Source organism: Halobacillus sp. AWH4_228 (assembly GCF_056158365.1).
Genome location: NZ_JBSWTE010000001.1, coordinates 404,394 through 421,597, shown reverse-complemented (window position 1 = coordinate 421,597; position 17,204 = coordinate 404,394). Strand labels below are relative to the sequence as shown.

The window sequence follows — 17,204 nt, the reverse complement described above, 5'->3', positions numbered from 1 at the left end:
CATTCAGGCCCCATCAGCACAGGACCTGAAGAAAGCGTTTCAAAAAATTTTATTAAAAGCGTTTTCAATTTTTATGATCTATGCCATAATACTTGTATACAAGTTAAACAAGTATACGAAAATCATTAAAGAAGGTGAATCGATGACAGATTCCATCCCTTATTTATATCCTGAAAAATGGCTGAATAAAGCATCGGCCGGCGAACGTGTCGCCTCTGAGCTTCGGATCCGGATTATTGCCGGTTTGATTGAAAGCGGTTCAAAGCTGTCCGAAAACCAGATGGCTTCCGAATTTTCCGTCAGCCGCTCCCCTGTCCGTGAAGCCCTGAAGCTGCTCGCATCAGAAAACCTGATCCGTCTCGAACGGATGGGGGCGGTTGTTCTTGAACTGTCCGAGAAGGAAATCCAGGAAATCTACGATGTCCGTCTTTTAATCGAAACATTCGTATTCGAACGGCTCGTCAAAATGGACACAGCAGGTCTCGTGAAAGAACTGAGCAAGACACTGGAAATGATGAAGATTGCGATCAAGTACAAAGATGCTGATGATTTTTCATTTGAAGATGTCCTGTTTCACGAAACGATCATCCGCGCTATTGATCATTCCCACATTCTCATGATCTGGAAGAACCTGAAGCCGACACTGGAAAGCCTGATCCTCATTTCCATGCGCATGCGCTTCAAGGAAAAGTACGACGATTTCGACCGGATTATCAACAACCATGAATTGTATATCGAAGCGATCCGTCAGAAAGACCGCGATCTTATGGTCAAATCGCTGCACAAAAATTTCGATGACGTCCAAGGAAGTGTCGAGGATTTATGGAGGTCGCAGCAGATCTATTCAAAAGGAGTCGAAAGCGATGACTAACTATATGATGGGTGTCGATATCGGCACCACCAGTACAAAAGCCGTCTTGTTCACCGAACAGGGAGATGTCGTGGAGAAAGCGAATGTCGGCTACCCTCTTCATACGCCGGACATCTCAACAGCTGAGCAGGACCCGGAGGAAATTTTCCAGGCTGTTTTGGAAGCGGTCACACTTGTTAAAAAGAAGCATACGGACAAAGCCGTATCCTTTGTATCCTTCAGCAGTGCGATGCACAGCCTGATTGCTGTCGATAAGGACGGCAGTCCGATCACCCCCTGCATCACATGGGCGGACAACCGCAGTGAGAAGTGGTCGGAAAAAATCAAAACCGAGTGGAACGGGCACAACATTTACCGGAGAACGGGGACACCGATTCATCCGATGAGCCCGCTCAGCAAAATTACATGGCTCGTCCAGGAACAACCTGAAATCGATTCCAAAACCTATAAATATATCGGAATCAAAGAATATGTCTTTTATAAACTATTCGGTACCTATGTGATCGATCATTCCATCGCTTCAGCAACAGGGATGATGAATCTGGAGAAACTCGACTGGGATGAAGAAGCCCTTGAGGTTGCCGGCATCGGCCGTGAAAAACTGTCCGAGCTTGTTTCCACGACTTCTCAGTTTACCGGACTGAAAGAAGAATACGCCAAGGTCACCGGTCTTGATTCCAACACTTCCTTTGTGATCGGAGCCAGTGATGGCGTTCTATCCAACCTTGGGGTCAACGCCATCAAAAAAGGAGAAATCGCCGTTACCATCGGAACAAGCGGAGCGATCCGGACCGTGATCGACAAGCCGCAGACCGATGAAAAGGGCCGGATTTTCTGCTACGCGCTCACCGAAGATCAGTGGGTCATCGGAGGACCGGTCAACAATGGCGGCATGATTCTCCGCTGGATCCGTGATGAATTTGCTTCATCGGAAGCAGAAACAGCGAAACGTCTCGGCATCGACCCGTACGAAGTGCTGACGAAAATCGCAGAAGGCGTCCGACCAGGATCTGACGGACTGCTCTTCCATCCTTACCTGGCTGGTGAGCGGGCCCCGCTTTGGAACCCGGATGTACGCGGATCCTTCTTCGGACTGACGTTATCCCATAAAAAAGAGCACATGATCCGGGCTGCTCTGGAAGGGGTCATCTACAACCTGTACACCGTTTTCCTTGCGTTGACGGAATGTATGGACGGACCGGTGACAAGAATCCAGGCGACCGGCGGGTTTGCCCGCTCGGAAGTGTGGCGCCAGATGATGGCCGATATCTTCGAATCCGAAGTTGTCGTGCCGGAAAGCTATGAAAGCTCCTGTCTTGGAGCCTGTATTCTAGGACTCTACGCTACAGGCCGGGCGGATTCACTAGACATTGTATCCGGGATGATCGGCAGCACCTTCAAGCATACACCGGAGGAAGAAGCGGTCCATGAATACCGCCAGCTGCTTCCGATGTTCATCCAGCTGTCCAGATCTCTGGAAGAAAACTACGCCACCATTGCCAATTACCAACGAAACTTAACCAACTAAACAAACGGAGGGTTTACGATGCCATTATTAATGGTCGCTATAGGAATTGTCGCGTTACTTATCTTGATTATGGGACTCAAACTGAACACGTTTGTTTCCCTGATTATCGTCTCCTTCGGTGTTGCCGTCCTGCTCGGCATGCCGCTTACGGATATTGTACCAACCATCGAGGCCGGTCTCGGCGGAACACTCGGCCACCTCGCCTTGATTTTCGGTCTTGGAGCTATGCTCGGTAAACTGATTACAGACGCCGGTGGTGCCCAGCGCATTGCCATGACCTTCGTCAATAAGTTCGGAGAAAAGAACATCCAATGGGCCGTTGTCGCCGCATCCTTCATTATCGGGATCGCGTTATTCTTTGAAGTCGGCCTCGTGCTGTTGATCCCGATCGTTTTTGCGATTTCAAGAGAACTGCGCGTATCGATTTTGTATCTGGGAATCCCGATGGCAGCCGCCCTGTCCGTCACTCACGGCTTCCTGCCGCCTCACCCGGGCCCGACAGTGATCGCTGGTGAGTATGGGGCAGACCTTGGTGAAGTGCTGCTGTATGGAATTATCATTGCTGTTCCGACGGTCATTCTTGCTGGTCCGATTTTTACAAAAATGGCGAAGAAAATTGTCCCGGACTCTTTCAAAAAGCAGGGGAACATCGCTTCTTTAGGCGAACAGAAATCCTTTAAGCTTGAAGAGACACCAGGCTTCGGTATCAGTGTTTTCACAGCTATGCTGCCCGTCATTCTCATTGCTATTTCTACAATTATTACATTGATTCAGGAAACCATGGGTGTAGAATCCGGCGGTTTTCTCTCTGTTATAAACTTAATTGGAAACGCATCCACAGCGATGATCATCTCCCTGCTTGTGGCGGTTTACACGATGGGGATTGCTCGTAACATTCCGATGAAAGACGTGATGGACTCCTGCTCCACAGCTATCGCCCAAATCGGTATGATGCTGTTGATTATCGGGGGCGGCGGTGCCTTCAAGCAGGTCTTGATTGACGGCGGTGTCGGTGATTATGTGGCGCAGATGTTCGAGGGCTCTTCCATGTCTCCACTGCTGCTTGCGTGGATTATTGCTGCGATTCTAAGAATCTCTCTCGGTTCTGCTACAGTGGCTGCTTTGACGACGGTCGGCCTTGTCACACCGCTTCTCGGGCAGACGGATGTGAACCTGGCACTGATGGTGCTTTCCACAGGAGCCGGAAGCTTGATCGCTTCCCACGTCAACGACGCTGGTTTCTGGATGTTCAAGGAATACTTCGGCTTAACGATGAAGGAAACGTTCGCTACATGGACGCTTCTGGAAACGATCATTTCCGTTGCCGGTCTTGGATTCGTCCTTCTGTTCAGCCTTTTTGTTTAACGAAAAAACCCGTACGAGGATCCTCCTCGTACGGGTTTTCCTTTTATACAGCCGTCATGACAGCCAAATAAAACGATACAATCATTAAACTCCCTGCAGCCGTCACTATCCCAAGTGAAGGCCTCTTCACTGCGGAAGCGATAGTGAGCAGCAGGAACAAAGAGCCGATCAGACCGAGCATCCAGCTGACCGGTCCGAACGACATCGTCACTTCAATGAGTTCCGAGCCGCTTTCCCCTGTAAACGCCCGGTACAAAAAGGAAGCTTCGTCTCCTATCGTTCCCTCCTGATTTGGGGTACCTGCCCGCCCCATGGCAGCCGTCAAAGCAAAAGCGCCGAGAGCAAACCCACTTTCCGCCTTCGTCCACGGAAGCGGATTGAAACGCTGATCACCGGCTTTTTTACGGAACAACACCCCGTTCATCAAGGCGAACAAAAGGATGCCGATGACAAACAGGTGCTTGACGAGAAGGGCCTGACCGTAGTTCGATGGCAGGGCTTGAGAATAGCCTTCCAACGCATTCATATCTGGAGCACCGTAGCTGTACAAATCCACGGACATCGTGAAATACCCGGCGGCAAACACGACAACCAGACTGAAGACAGCCGTCGGTGTGTACCACCGTAGAAAGGAACCCCAGTTCTTCTTAGACACCGCAAACCAGCTGACCATCAGGAGCAGGCCGATCCATACGGATGCCCCGAGAAAATGCAGGGTATGAAACACATGCCCGGACGCTCCTCCGATGGATGCCGCATGAGCAGCCATCGAGTAAGAAGCCGTCATCGCAGCGACAAGCCCTAAAGATAGATAGAGCAGACCCGCTTTTTCCTTTACACCCTTTGTTGTCCAGATAAGAAGAAGGAGCATAGAGAAAAGGGCGGTCAGTAAAAAGGCACGTCCGACGGCAAACTCAAAAATCACCTGAATGAAGGCGCTCCCCCACCCTTTTGATGATGCAAGCAGATCGACGATGGGCAGCACCGGCAGGAAAGATCCGAACGTCACCAGCAGGGCACATGCCTGAATCAGCCTTTGATCGATGCGTACCGGAGGTTTCAGATGGTCCGGCACAAGCAGCAGGATCAAAGATCCCATTAATAAGGAAAACGAAAGGTACAAAAGCAGTTCAGTCAATCCAATCAGAATCCCCATTGGTACCGACTCACTTCTTGCTGCTGAACAGCTTCACGGCAAGTACGATGACAATGACAAGAAGCAGGAGCGCAACAACAATCATGAACACAGGGAGGCTGTTTTCCTCTTCTGTCTCCTGTTCGCTGTCCACATCTGTTTCCGTTTGTTCCGCATCGGTGTCCGTTTCTGTACCGTCCTCCTCTTCAGGAACCACTTCTTCAGTCGTTTCTGTGTTTTCTTCAGGAGCTGGTCCATCCACAGTAAAGCTGAACTGTTTCTCAATCACATGACCATCCGCACCGATGATTTCCCAGTTGACGGTATACTCACCGTTTTCAAGGGCATCGTCAAACACGGCGGTCATCGTCTGATCAGAGATCGTCACCTCGGACGGTGCAGGAGCCTCTCCTTCCGCTTTCGATAATTCAAGCGTGCTTCCTTCTTCAATGACTGTATTGAAGTTCAGTTCGATCGTATCCAGCGGTTCTTCCACCGTCTCCCCTTCAGCGGGCGTCGAGTTTTCCAATGATGTATGAGCATGGACTGCCGGGGTGAACAACCCAAGAGTGACGACCAGTGCCAGTAACGCAGCAGAAATTTTGTGCATAATTTTTCCATCCTTTCTCCATATTAAGACTAAGTAAATGAAAGCCTTATGATTGGCTATTGCAGCCGGAGTATTTTACTATAGAGATAACGGGTATCATCCCTTTACGGATCATCCATCCCGTGATGACAGACTTCCGTAACCAAACTAAGTTTATGTGATAGAATCATTCAAAGTCAAAGTTTCTCATCGTTTGTCACATAATCTCCATGTTCCCCGTTCTATGGGATCCATCCCCTACCTATCCCCTACTCTTCTGAACCGCTCTACACAGCTCTTCAGAAGAAATTCCGACAAAACCTTATAAATGTTGACAAATAAAACAATGTATATAATAATAGTTACTGGATAATAATTATTATAAATAACTGCGCCCATTTTTCTGCAGTTAAATCTCTACCTATATCAGGAGGAATTTTACTATGTCCCTAATCGGAAAAGAAGTACAATCATTCCAGGCGAAAGCATTCAAACAAGGTGAATTCATCGACGTTTCCAACGAAAACTTCAAAGGTCAGTGGAGCGTTGTTTGTTTCTACCCGGCAGACTTCTCTTTCGTATGCCCGACAGAGCTTGAAGACCTGCAGAACAACTATGCAGCTCTTAAAGAACTAGGTGCAGAAGTATACTCTGTTTCTACAGATACACACTTCGTACACAAAGGCTGGCACGACAGCTCTGAAAAAATCGGTAAAATCGAATACGCTATGATCGGTGATCCTTCCCAGCAGCTATCCCGTCAGTTCGACGTTCTTAACGAAGAAGACGGCCTTGCTGACCGCGGAACATTCATCATCGATCCAGACGGCGTTATCCAGACGGTAGAAGTTAACGCAGGCGGAATCGGCCGCGATGCAGATAACCTGATCGGCAAAATCAAAGCCGCTCAATACGTTCGCAACAACCCAGGCGAGGTTTGCCCTGCCAAATGGGAAGAAGGCGAAGAAACACTTACACCAAGCCTTGATCTAGTTGGTAAAATCTAAGGAGTGTCTTAATCCATGGTTCTCGATGCACAAATAAAAGCACAACTGGAACAGTACCTGCAGCTTTTAGAAGGTGACATCGAGCTGAAAGTCAGCGCGGGGGACGACAAAGTCTCCCGTGACATGCTGGCTCTCACCGATGAACTTGCATCCATGTCACCGAAAATTACTGTCCAGAACACAACACTTAATCGCACACCAAGCTTCAGCGTAAACCGCCCTCAGGAAGAAACGGGCATCACGTTTGCCGGCATTCCTCTCGGTCATGAATTCACCTCTCTCGTCCTCGCCCTCCTTCAAGTGAGCGGCCGTGCTCCGAAAGTGGATGACACGATGATTGAGAAAATCCAGAACATCAAGGGCGAGTTTCATTTCGAGACATTTGTCAGCCTGAGCTGCCACAACTGTCCGGACGTCGTACAGGCCTTGAACATCATGAGCGTGCTGAACCCGGGCATCACCCATACGATGGTGGACGGTGCCGCCTTTAAAGAAGAAGCAGAAAGCCGCAACATCATGGCGGTTCCATCCGCTTTCCTTAACGGTGAATTCTTCAATGGCGGCCGCATCAGCCTTGAAGAGATCGTTGCTAAAATCAGTGAAGGCCCATCTGCTGAAGAATTTACAGAGCGTGAACCTTATGACGTTCTTGTCGTCGGTGGTGGACCAGCTGGTGCAAGCTCAGCAATCTACTCCGCTCGTAAGGGAATCCGTACCGGTATCGTAGCGGAACGCTTCGGCGGACAGGTGCTGGATACGATGACGATTGAAAACTTCATCAGTGTGAAAAGCACGGAAGGACCGAAGTTTGCTGCAAGCCTTGAAGAACACGTCAAAGACTATGATATTGATATCATGAACCTTCAGCGTGCCAAGGATCTGCGCAAAAATGAGGAAGGCATGTTTGAACTTGAACTTGATAACGGCGGCGTACTGAAAAGTAAAACCGTCATTCTTTCCACGGGTGCCCGCTGGCGCGAAACCGGCGTTCCGGGAGAAGACGAGTACAAAAACAAAGGTGTCGCATTCTGTCCGCACTGTGACGGTCCTCTATTCGAAGGCAAAGACGTAGCGGTTATCGGCGGCGGAAACTCCGGCGTGGAAGCAGCGATCGACCTTGCCGGTATCGTGCAGAACGTCACCGTCCTTGAATTTGCAGACACGTTGAAAGCTGATGATGTGCTTCAAGATCGTCTCCACAGTCTGCCAAACGTCGAAGTGAAGACAGGCGCCCAGACAACAGAAATTACCGGCGATGAGAATGTGAACGGCATCACGTACATCGACCGTGCTTCCGGCGAAGAACAGCACGTGGACCTTGAGGGCGTCTTCGTCCAGATCGGTCTCGTGCCGAACACGGAATGGCTCACCACAGATGTTGAAACGAATAAGATTGGTGAAATCATTACAGATAAACACGGATCTACAAGCATTCCTGGTTTGTTTGCTGCCGGTGACGTTACCGACAGTCCGCATAACCAGATCATCATCTCCATGGGAGACGGTGCCAACGCAGCGCTTGGCGCATTCGATTATCTGATCCGCAACTGATCTTTCTATAGAAAATCCCGCATCCAATAAAGGATGCGGGATTTTTTTATGCCTGCTTTCGTTGTTTCGATTCTGACTTAGATGTAGAACGTTTCCTGAAGATAACCCAGCCGCCGATGAGGGCAACAATGACTGCTGCACCTGACAACCAGAAAGCACGATATTTCTGCCATGCATTTTCCTCACGAATGGCCGTGTCTACTCCTAAAGTCGTCAGAACTTCTTCCGCTGGTACATAGAGCTCGCCATTTTTCTCATAAGGGGCTTCTGTGAGCACCGGGGCAGCTTCCAGCTGATCTTCATCACCAGGGGCACCGCTTCTGGTCACTTTAGCGTCTTCTTTATAACGCTCCATATTCATGCGGTACGTTTTTTCTCCCGGGGTCAGATTCATCGTTTGGTTGTTCACGATAAGCGTCCAGTAATCTGCCGGCTGCTCCGAATCACTGTCATACAAGTGAATCGGATATACATCCGCGCTCTTCTCATAAAGTTCCTTGACGCTGGATAGTGCGACCATCGTCGTTCCATTTACGACTTCAGTATTCTGATCCAGCTTTACCTGCTCTCCATTCGCTGCGGCACGGGCACTTTCTTTATAAAGGACGGCCGTGTCAGCAGCTTCTGCATTCTCCTCTGCCAGCTGGTCTTCGAAGAAATCAAGAATCGGTTCAAGAACAGCGGCATACGAATAGGAATGATCTCCGTTTTCCACTGTCATGTAACGGGCATTCTCAAGCTTCGGCATGACGGAGGAAACGATGGATCCAGGCGATTCTCCACTTCCAATCTGCACCTTGAAAGAGGTGGTCGTATCTGCGGTCCCCTGGACAATGAGCGCGGGCAGGTCCTTCACAGCACTCAAGTCATAGTCTGTTCCCTCAATGTTCACCATCGTCCCTCCTTCGGGAGCACGATCCGTAATCTTCGGAGCTGTCGCCGCCATCGCCTGGAAACGATCCGGGAAGCGGGCCGCAATTTCCAGCGTGCCGCGTCCCCCCAGGGAGTTCCCGGTTATGAACAGATGATCATCCGGGACAGGGAACTGCTGCTGGGTTTCCGCCAGTGACCGCTCTACGGAATAAAGCGCCTGCTTCTCCCTCCACACCGGGTTCTGCGTCCATCCATTCGGAGACAGAAGGATATAATTGTACTCTTCAGCATAGGTCTCTACAGGAATGCCCTCTTTCATCAGACGGTAGGTCGGGGTATGCTCATTCCCCGTTCCACCATGCAGCATATACGTCAGCCGTGTCTTTTCCGGATCATACGTAGAGGGCACGTAGAGGGAAAATGGCACGATACGGTCAGCTTTCACATGGACAGGATCTCCATCTTCATCCTTGAAGGAAGCATCGGAAGCAACATGAAACGACTGCCACAGCCAGCCGGTTTGACGCTCGCCATCATCGACATCTTTCATATAATCCGCCCATGTGTAGGTCTCATCATCCCCGCCCTGCCATGTATTGGACGGCTTCGGAACGACAATATCACTTACCTCGACATCCGGGCGGTCTACAGAAGTGGTCACGTCTGCCAGTCCCTCAGACTGGACAGTCAGATAACCTTGTTCCTCAAAGGAGGTTTTGCCCATCCATTCCATCAAAGATGCAAGAGGAACATATACACCACCTTCCTTCTGTTCAATCGAACCGGACGAGAGTGTGAAGGATTTTCCAGTAAAGCCAGCCTCCTCATTCAGCTCATCCGGCGTAACAGCGCCTTTGTTCCTGCCACCTTCCACCGGCTGAAACTCACGGTAATCATAAGTGCCCTCTACTTCAGACAGATCAATCGAAAGGTCCCACACCTTTTTCGTATACTGTATCGTCGTAGATCGTTCACCAATGCCGGAGGTTAACAGCTTGTCAAAAGCGGTGTGCCGGATGCGGAGCATATCCTCTTCCATCGTGTAATCGAAATACGGGTCGTACATTTTCTTCATATCCTCGATGTGAACCATGAGAGCGTCATCTTCCCCGAAATAATAGCGATGTTCCAATTCGTACGAAGTTAAAGGATCATAGCCTTCCACTTTTACGGTCGGATCAAACGGTGAGAAAAAATCAAAAAAGGCCGTACTCCTATCTCCCCCATCCGTACGGAAAAACCATGTAGAACGGTCACTGGAAAAATCGACGTACGAATGTTCCGGAAGTTCTTCCGCCTGTGTTTTCGTATGTACAGCCAGATCAGCCAGTCCAAAAAGGACCATCGTCACCAGCATATGCTTCATCAAATGCTTCATTGTTATCCTCCTCATAATGATTATGATAATCATTATCATCTATAAACCGAAGACTTTCAATAGGCTTTAGCCTTTTTGTCCCACAAAAAAGCTCCCCTTTGTAGAGAGGAACTTTTGGATTCCATTATTTCCAGACATCTGCACCCATCTCGAGAACATGGCGGATATTCGCCCACTGCAATAAAAAAGGAAACCGCCGATGCGGTTTCCCAAGGCTGTCGATAAAAATAGCGACCGCTTATTTTAGTTCCGAAAAGATAAGATGAACCCTTTTCGTTTATTTAGGTAGTGGTGCCTGCGGGGAAATGAAGCCGCGCTCCACAAGTTCCTGCCAGAAAGCTTCTGGAATGTCGCGCTGGATCATTTCAAGATCCTCTTTAATGCGTTCCGGACGTGTGGATCCAGGAATGACGGATTTCACAGCCGGATGGGCAGTAGAAAACTGCAGGGCCGCCGCTTTCAAGTGGACACCATGCTTATCACCGATTTCCTTCAACTGGTTCACACGGCCGATGATGTCTGCGCCCGCTTTTTCATAGTTAAAGTGGTCACCGCCGAACAAAGCACCGGAGTTGTAAGGGCCGCCGACAACGATATCAATGCCTTTTTCCTCCGCCGTCTTCATCATACGCTCAAGCGCACGATCGTGCTGAAGCAGGGTATACTGGATGGCTGACAGGTTGATGTCCGGACGGTTTTCCTCCAGCTCCATCGCGATTTCGATTGGCTCGGTCGTATTCACGCCAAGGCCCCAGCCTTTGATGATGCCTTTTTCACGCATCTCGGACAGCACACGGAAAGCTCCTGTCCGTGCTTCCTCAAACTTGGAAATCCATTCGTCGCCGTGAAAGTCCGGCGATAAGTCGTGCACATAGACGATATCGAGGCGGTCCGTCTTCAGACGTTCCAGGCTCTGTTCAATTGATTTTCTCGTTGCCTCTGCGGAATAGTCCGTGATGACCTTGTTATTGCGTCCATGCGCAAACAACCCATCTTTGTCTTCTTCCTCCTGCGTCATGTAGCGGCCGACCTTCGTACTTATCACGTACTCATCACGGTCATATTGGGACAAGACATCCCCAAGACGGCTTTCCGCCAGACCCGCGCCGTAAAAAGGAGCCGTATCAAAATAACGGACGCCCTGATCCCAGGCAGTCTGAATCGTTTCCCGTGCTTCTTCCTCCGGGACATCTCGGAACATGTTGCCAAGCGGTGCGGTTCCAAGACCTACTCTATGTTTTAATGCGTTTTCCAACGTTTTCATAATGAAGATTCCTCCTTTAGAAGACTATATTTCTATATCCGTTCCTATCTTATTTCAAACGAACCTTCAGGAGCAAAGGTTTCCACTTGAGGCGAAAAAGGTATAGATAGAAAAAGAATAGTGAAATGGAGGAGAACACCGTGACGACGTGTATCCAGTGTAAGCAGAGATGGAGCTTTCGGGCAGCGTTCAGCCAGCAGCCACTCTTGCTGCAGGAGAGAAAGGCTGCCTGTCCCCACTGTGCTTTCGAACAATATTTGAGACTGGATGATTCTGTTTTCCTGTTCTTCATTTTTCTTCCTATCGTCCTTGTGATCTTGAAAGTCACATTCGGGCTGCCCGGATCGTTTTACGGGTTGGGAGCCGCAGCGGGATTCATCTCCCTCTCTCTATTGACTCCGTTTCTGACCAAAGCAAGGGCATGGAAAGAACCCTCCCCATGGGAAGGATTCCGAAAAAGGAAAGCCTGAAAAAGCAGCGGACATCAAGCGTCCAGCTGCTTTTTTTGACTTAATGACCAGCCTGCCACGGCCGGGCTGTTGTCTGGCGCCGCGGGCGTGAAGCTGGAAGGTCCTCACGCCTGACGGTCCGGGGCTCCATGCCGTTTTCGATCCGCTGTTTGACGCGGCTGTCCATCCTGGACGTCATCGGCGGCTTGAAAACCCGCTTTGAAACGCCCTGACAATCCGGACAGGAAGCCTCTCTCCTGCTTTCTTTCATGCCGGTCATCCAGATTGTGAATTCTCCGCACGCTTCACATAAAAAAGAAAAATGGGCCAACACGTATCCGCTCCTCTACTTCGGCAGAATATCTTTCGTGAAAATTTCCTTCGGCAGAGCCAGTGTACAGCACGAATTCGGGATATCGACGACGCCGGCCAGATGCCCCTGCACAGGTGCCGTTCCAAGCAGCATGTACGCCTGTTCACCCGTGAATCCGAATGTCTTCAAAAATTCAATGGCATTCAGACAGGCATTGCGGTACGCCGTATTGGCATCCAAATACGTCTGCTTGCCGGAAAACTCGTTGACGGACACGCCCTCAAAGACGAGGAATTCGTTATAGTGTGGCATCACGGGACCGGGGCGGAACGCCGGATTTCTCTTAATCTGGTATTTGTTCATGCCGTCCTTGATGACTTCGACCTTCAAATCGATCCATCCGGGCATCTCTATTCCGCCGCAGAAGGTGATTTCGCCGTCCCCCTGGGAGAAGTGCAGATCACCGACAGACAGCTTGGCCCCGTCCACAAAGACAGGAAAATAGATTTTCGAACCTTTAGAAAGATTCTTAATGTCACAGTTTCCTCCGTTTTCACGCGGGGGTACTGTCCGTGCTCCTTCTCTGGCGACTCGGTCAAAGTCGGCTCCCTTCAGACTGCCTGCAACGGCGTTCTCCTTAGTCGGCAGGTTGGCCAGTGGAGGAACGCGGTCCGGATCCTGGCTGACGAGCTCTTCTTCTCTTCTGTTCCATTCATCCAGCATCTCCTGGGACGGGGCTACACCGATGAGGCCCGGGTGGATGATGCCGGCAAATTTGACGTTCGGTACGTGGCGGGAGGTGGCGTAAATCCCTTCAAAATCCCAGATTGACTTAGCGGCTTCCGGATAGTGATCCGTCAAAAAGCTGCCGCCGTTTTCCTTGGAAAAAATCCCGTTAAAGCCCCACTCATGGGAGGAAAACGTGCCGATATCGAGAATATCGACGACTAATAAATCTCCCGGCTCCACGCCATTGACGTGGACCGGTCCACTAAGTACATGCACCCGGTCGAGATGGACGTCCCTGATATCTGAAGGGTCATCATTGTTCTTAATCTGTCCATCCGTCCAGTCGAGGCATTCCATACGGAACGATTCTCCGGGATTGACAGAAAAGACAGCGGGAATATCCGGGTGCCAGCGATTATGTCCTACAACATCCTGTTCATCCATACGCTTGTTCAAATCGACTTGAAAAATCTGCTTCGTCATCGACTCATCCTCTCTTCATAGATCGGTTCGAGCGCCAGTGACTTCCGGAAATAGGACATACACCTCCCCCATACCACAAATTATTACACTTCTTCCCCCGCTTCTGGAAAGCTAAACGGAAGATTTTGTCACCAATCACCTGGCGATCTGCTTTAAAGCTTGTAATAATCCCTTACAATCGTCTCCAGTTTTATTTTTTTCAGGTAGTGGGCCGGTGCAAGGAACGTCACCGTAACCACACCAGGGTGCCGGCCGATATCGATTGATCCGGTAATGGTGGAACGGTTCATCACTTCAGGAACATCGATTCCAAAAGCCCTGGCTGCCCTTTCCATGCCATTCGCTGTCGCTTCATTCAAACCCGCCCCTGTTCCGATGAAGGAAACGGGATAGGAATCCTCCAGCTGTCCCACCTGCCATTTCTCCGCAAGTTTCAAGGCCTGCTGTTTTTCTTTTTCTGTGAAAGGCTTGGCGAGGTACGGCAGGTCTTCCTCCACCGGAAGCAGCACCGGGCCCTCCAGATTTACGCCTTTCAACACATCGACCTTCAAGCTGACAATACCCGAAACATCTGTCGTGTGGCCGGCGATTTCGCCGTTCCCCTGCATCGCATGCATATCGCCCACATACACACCTCCGCCTTCCACTTTGACAGGGCAGATGAGGACAGCCCCTTCGCGGACACGATTGATGTCCATATGTCCGTCCGTTCTCTCTTCAAGCTCCTCAGCCGTTAAGCCGAAATCGTGCGGGGCATCAATCAAAAATTGTCCGAAGTCACCAGCGTTGTGGGAATCTGGAATCGGACGGGAGGGTGTAGTTCCGAGCTGTCCTAAAAACGGACGCAGACGAGCCACGGCTCCGACGATATCATGGGGAGCGAACGTGACAACCGGGTTTTGGATTGATTCCTCCGGTGTCCGCATGTAAGCCTTGGCATCGCGGGCCACTTTTTCAGCGGCTTCCTGGTGGAGCGTGAGTCCAAGTTCTTTCTGTTCATCGAAAGCCATCGTGTACGCATTCGTAAATACAAAGGGGGTGACGTCTTCTCCACACACTTGACAGCGGACCGCCTGCTGGCCGATTCCTTCGATATACGTATCCGGATTTTTCGTCCCGCAGCTCGGGCATTGGCCATCGACGAAGGGGTCGCCTGTGAACCGGCCTTCCACCGGCTGATCATTGCCGGAGGCTGTGGCCATCGACGTCACTTCTATGGACTGGATATGAATGACGACAGCGTCCCCCACCTCGGCCCCTTCAACATACACAGGCTTCGTCACTTCATGACCGCCCTTCAACGCCGGCGTAATCATCGGCCCCCAGCACCCGGGCGTCGTATTGGCGATAATATGTCCGCCGTCCTTCACTTTATATTCCATAGCTTTACCGGGATCCAGCACTCCGTCCGTAAAGGTATTCACATACACGGTCTGTTTCGCTTCCACATGATCTCCTCCTTTTCTAAAATTGTAAAAGTATTCTGATATTTTTACAATAAAAGTGACTTTTCTACATACAAAGCTTTGTTAAAGTCTGTTGTTGATATTTTAAATGATTACTAAATTGTCTCCGTCTGGAATCAGGGGTCCGGTCCGTTGTTTACTCAGAGCATGGGATGGCAGGGAAAACCGTCCGCTTTCCGCGGGGAACGATGAGCCTCCTCGAACTTCGTTCTCCGGGGGCTCCCCTTGTTCCTTTTTCCCGCAGGAGTCTACCTGTTTTCCCTGCCATCCCTTTCGTAGTGGTGTAACGGACTTCGGTTATGTCCTTTCTAACCACCCTTCTTTGAAGAGGCGGCCTTGGGAATGGCGAGACTCCTGTGGGATGAAGGTACATCGTGAGACCCCGGAAGGCGCTGCCTGAGGAGGCTCACGGTAAGGGAGTCATTCCCAAGGTCGCCTCCTGCAAATCCCATGAGAGAAAGGGGTGATAGGAGCTCACATGTTAAATAACAACACCAAGCAATAACAGAGCCACATACAAAAAAGCCCTTCATCCGACAAAGATGAAGGGCTTTGATTTCTCATTCAGCTGCTGAGGCGGTCACCTCTCCTCAATTCATTACGAGCTTTTTTTCCGTCAGTCCGAGAGCTTCGCCTGTCTCGGCATGGATCTTCTCAACGAGAGACGGGTCGTTCTGAAGGGATGTGCCGTAGCTCGGAATCATTTCCTTCAGCTTCGGCTCCCACTGGGCGAACTGGTCCGGGAAGCAGCGCTGCAGCACGTCAATCATGACATGGACAGCGGTGGATGCTCCCGGGGATGCTCCAAGCAGGCAGGCGACGGTCCCATCGGAGGAACTGACGACTTCAGTACCGAACTGAAGCGTCCCTTTTCCTCCATCCTCGGTATCCTTGATCACCTGCACACGCTGACCGGCAACAACAAGCTCCCAATCTTCACTTTTCGCATCGGGAACGAACTCCCTCAATGCTTCCATCCGCTGCTCCTTGGACTGGAGCACCTGCTGGATCAAATACTTCGTCAGGGCCATTTCCTTCATACCGGCGGCCAGCATCGTCATGACATTGTTGGCATTGACCGATGTCAGGAGGTCCATATTGGATCCGGTCTTCAGGAATTTCGGTGAAAAACCGGCAAACGGTCCGAAAAGAAGGGTCTTCTTATCACCGATGTAGCGGGTGTCGAGGTGCGGCACACTCATCGGTGGTGCGCCGACCGGTGCTTTGCCGTACACTTTAGCGTGGTGCTTTTCTGCGACCTCCGGTTTGTTGCAGACGAGGAATTGTCCACTGACAGGAAAACCTCCGATGCCTCTTCCTTCAGGAATCCCCGATTTTTGAAGCAGATGGAGACTTCCTCCGCCTCCTCCGATGAAGACGAACTTCGTTAAGTAGCGGGTGGTCTCCCCGTTGGCATTTTTCACTTTCACACTCCACGTACCACCGCTCGTCTGCTCGAGGTTTTCGACGCTGTGGTTATAGTTCATCGTCACGTTCTCATGCTCCAGGTGGTCGAACATTTTGCGTGTGAGGGCGCCGAAGTTCACATCCGTACCGGCATCGACTTTCGTTGCGGCTGCAGGCTCTTCCGACGTGCGCTCCTGCATAATCAACGGCATCCATTTTTTCAAGGTTTCCGGATCATCAGAAAACTTCATATCTTTGAAAAGTGGGTTCTGCGCCATCGTTTCATGGCGTTTTTTCAAAAACTTGATGTTCTCGATTCCGTATACGAGACTCATGTGTGGAAGCGGCCGGATGAATTCCTCCGGCTTTTCTATACGGCGGTTGTTCACGAGATAAGACCAGAACTGCTTGGAAACTTGAAACTGTTCATTGATTTTCACGGCTTTCGTCATATCAATCGAGCCGTCCGGCTTTTCGCTTGTGTAATTCAATTCACAAAGGGCTGCGTGTCCAGTGCCTGCGTTATTCCATTCGTTTGAGCTTTCCTCACCTGTGCGGCCGAGCTTTTCAAACACGGTCACCTTCCAGTCCGGGGCAAGCTCGTGGAGCAGCGACCCAAGTGTCGCGCTCATGATTCCAGCGCCAATCAAGATCACGTCTGTTTCGATTGCTCTGTTGCTCATGTCTACCATCCTTATAACTATGATTTTGCAGAAAAACCACCGCCGGATGCAGCCGCTTTTCTGTTAAGATATACTCGTTATCTCTATGATAACGCTTTATAGATGGAAAAGTC

Annotated in this window: 14 protein-coding genes; 6 read left to right on the top strand and 8 right to left on the bottom strand. The window is 50.4% G+C overall.

Going from position 1 to position 17,204, the window contains the following annotated elements; genetic code table 11:
• Positions 1–142 precede the first annotated feature (142 nt).
• From ACXADP_RS02220 to ACXADP_RS02210, 3 genes are read left to right on the top strand one after another with little or no spacing between them, the layout of a single operon-like run.
• Positions 143–871: a GntR family transcriptional regulator gene (locus ACXADP_RS02220; RefSeq protein ID WP_474970031.1), complete on the top strand. Its 729-nt coding sequence runs from the start codon at positions 143–145 to the stop codon at positions 869–871.
• The gene (gene gntK / locus ACXADP_RS02215) at positions 864–2,399 is read left to right on the top strand and encodes a gluconokinase (RefSeq protein WP_474970714.1); all 1,536 of its coding nucleotides are present in this window, start codon (positions 864–866) and stop codon (positions 2,397–2,399) included. The genes ACXADP_RS02220 and gntK overlap by 8 nt, the downstream gene beginning before the upstream one ends.
• Positions 2,400–2,417: 18 nt before the next feature.
• On the top strand, positions 2,418–3,764 hold the full coding sequence (locus tag ACXADP_RS02210; RefSeq protein WP_027956007.1) for a GntP family permease: 1,347 nt from the start codon (positions 2,418–2,420) through the stop codon (positions 3,762–3,764).
• 43 nt (positions 3,765–3,807) lie between these two features.
• Here ACXADP_RS02210 and ACXADP_RS02205 read toward each other — a convergent pair whose 3' ends face one another.
• Complete coding sequence (locus tag ACXADP_RS02205) at positions 3,808–4,920, bottom strand: copper resistance D family protein (RefSeq protein WP_474970713.1); 1,113 nt, start codon at positions 4,918–4,920, stop codon at positions 3,808–3,810.
• Between the two features lie 10 nt (positions 4,921–4,930).
• A complete protein-coding gene (locus tag ACXADP_RS02200; protein ID WP_474970712.1) occupies positions 4,931–5,509 on the bottom strand; it encodes a copper resistance CopC family protein in 579 nt (192 codons plus the stop codon).
• Positions 5,510–5,931: 422 nt separating this feature from the next.
• Here ACXADP_RS02200 and ahpC point away from each other — a divergent pair, with 422 nt between their 5' ends.
• Positions 5,932–6,495 carry an alkyl hydroperoxide reductase subunit C gene (ahpC, locus tag ACXADP_RS02195; RefSeq protein WP_027956005.1) on the top strand — a complete coding sequence of 188 codons (564 nt, stop codon included), beginning with the start codon at positions 5,932–5,934 and terminating at the stop codon, positions 6,493–6,495.
• Positions 6,496–6,510: 15 nt separating this feature from the next.
• Positions 6,511–8,046, top strand: coding sequence for an alkyl hydroperoxide reductase subunit F (ahpF, locus tag ACXADP_RS02190; RefSeq protein WP_474970035.1), 1,536 nt, complete (start codon positions 6,511–6,513; stop codon positions 8,044–8,046).
• A 46-nt stretch (positions 8,047–8,092) separates the two neighbouring features.
• On the opposite strand, the gene ACXADP_RS02185 is transcribed toward ahpF, so the two are convergent.
• Together ACXADP_RS02185 and ACXADP_RS02180 are read right to left on the bottom strand one after the other, a co-directional pair.
• A complete protein-coding gene (locus tag ACXADP_RS02185; RefSeq protein ID WP_474970711.1) occupies positions 8,093–10,297 on the bottom strand; it encodes a hypothetical protein in 2,205 nt (734 codons plus the stop codon).
• A gap of 277 nt (positions 10,298–10,574) precedes the next feature.
• Positions 10,575–11,561: an aldo/keto reductase gene (locus ACXADP_RS02180; protein WP_474970037.1), complete on the bottom strand. Its 987-nt coding sequence runs from the start codon at positions 11,559–11,561 to the stop codon at positions 10,575–10,577.
• A gap of 140 nt (positions 11,562–11,701) precedes the next feature.
• On the opposite strand from ACXADP_RS02180, the gene ACXADP_RS02175 reads away from it, so the two are divergent.
• Positions 11,702–12,031 (top strand): hypothetical protein, encoded by a 330-nt coding sequence (locus tag ACXADP_RS02175; RefSeq protein ID WP_474970038.1) that lies wholly within the window; start codon positions 11,702–11,704, stop codon positions 12,029–12,031.
• Positions 12,032–12,071: 40 nt separating this feature from the next.
• Here the strand turns inward: ACXADP_RS02175 and ACXADP_RS02170 are convergent, their stop codons facing one another.
• From ACXADP_RS02170 to ACXADP_RS02155, 4 genes are all read right to left on the bottom strand, one after another.
• Positions 12,072–12,344, bottom strand: coding sequence for a zinc ribbon domain-containing protein (locus tag ACXADP_RS02170; protein WP_337192730.1), 273 nt, complete (start codon positions 12,342–12,344; stop codon positions 12,072–12,074).
• Positions 12,345–12,356: 12 nt separating this feature from the next.
• Entirely contained in the window at positions 12,357–13,535 is a 1,179-nt protein-coding gene (gene fmdA / locus ACXADP_RS02165) for a formamidase (protein ID WP_474970040.1), read from the bottom strand.
• Positions 13,536–13,687: 152 nt separating this feature from the next.
• Positions 13,688–14,983, bottom strand: coding sequence for an acetamidase/formamidase family protein (locus ACXADP_RS02160; RefSeq protein ID WP_474970710.1), 1,296 nt, complete (start codon positions 14,981–14,983; stop codon positions 13,688–13,690).
• Between the two features lie 608 nt (positions 14,984–15,591).
• Positions 15,592–17,112 carry a malate:quinone oxidoreductase gene (locus ACXADP_RS02155; RefSeq protein WP_474970456.1) on the bottom strand — a complete coding sequence of 507 codons (1,521 nt, stop codon included), beginning with the start codon at positions 17,110–17,112 and terminating at the stop codon, positions 15,592–15,594.
• Positions 17,113–17,204: the final 92 nt, after the last annotated feature.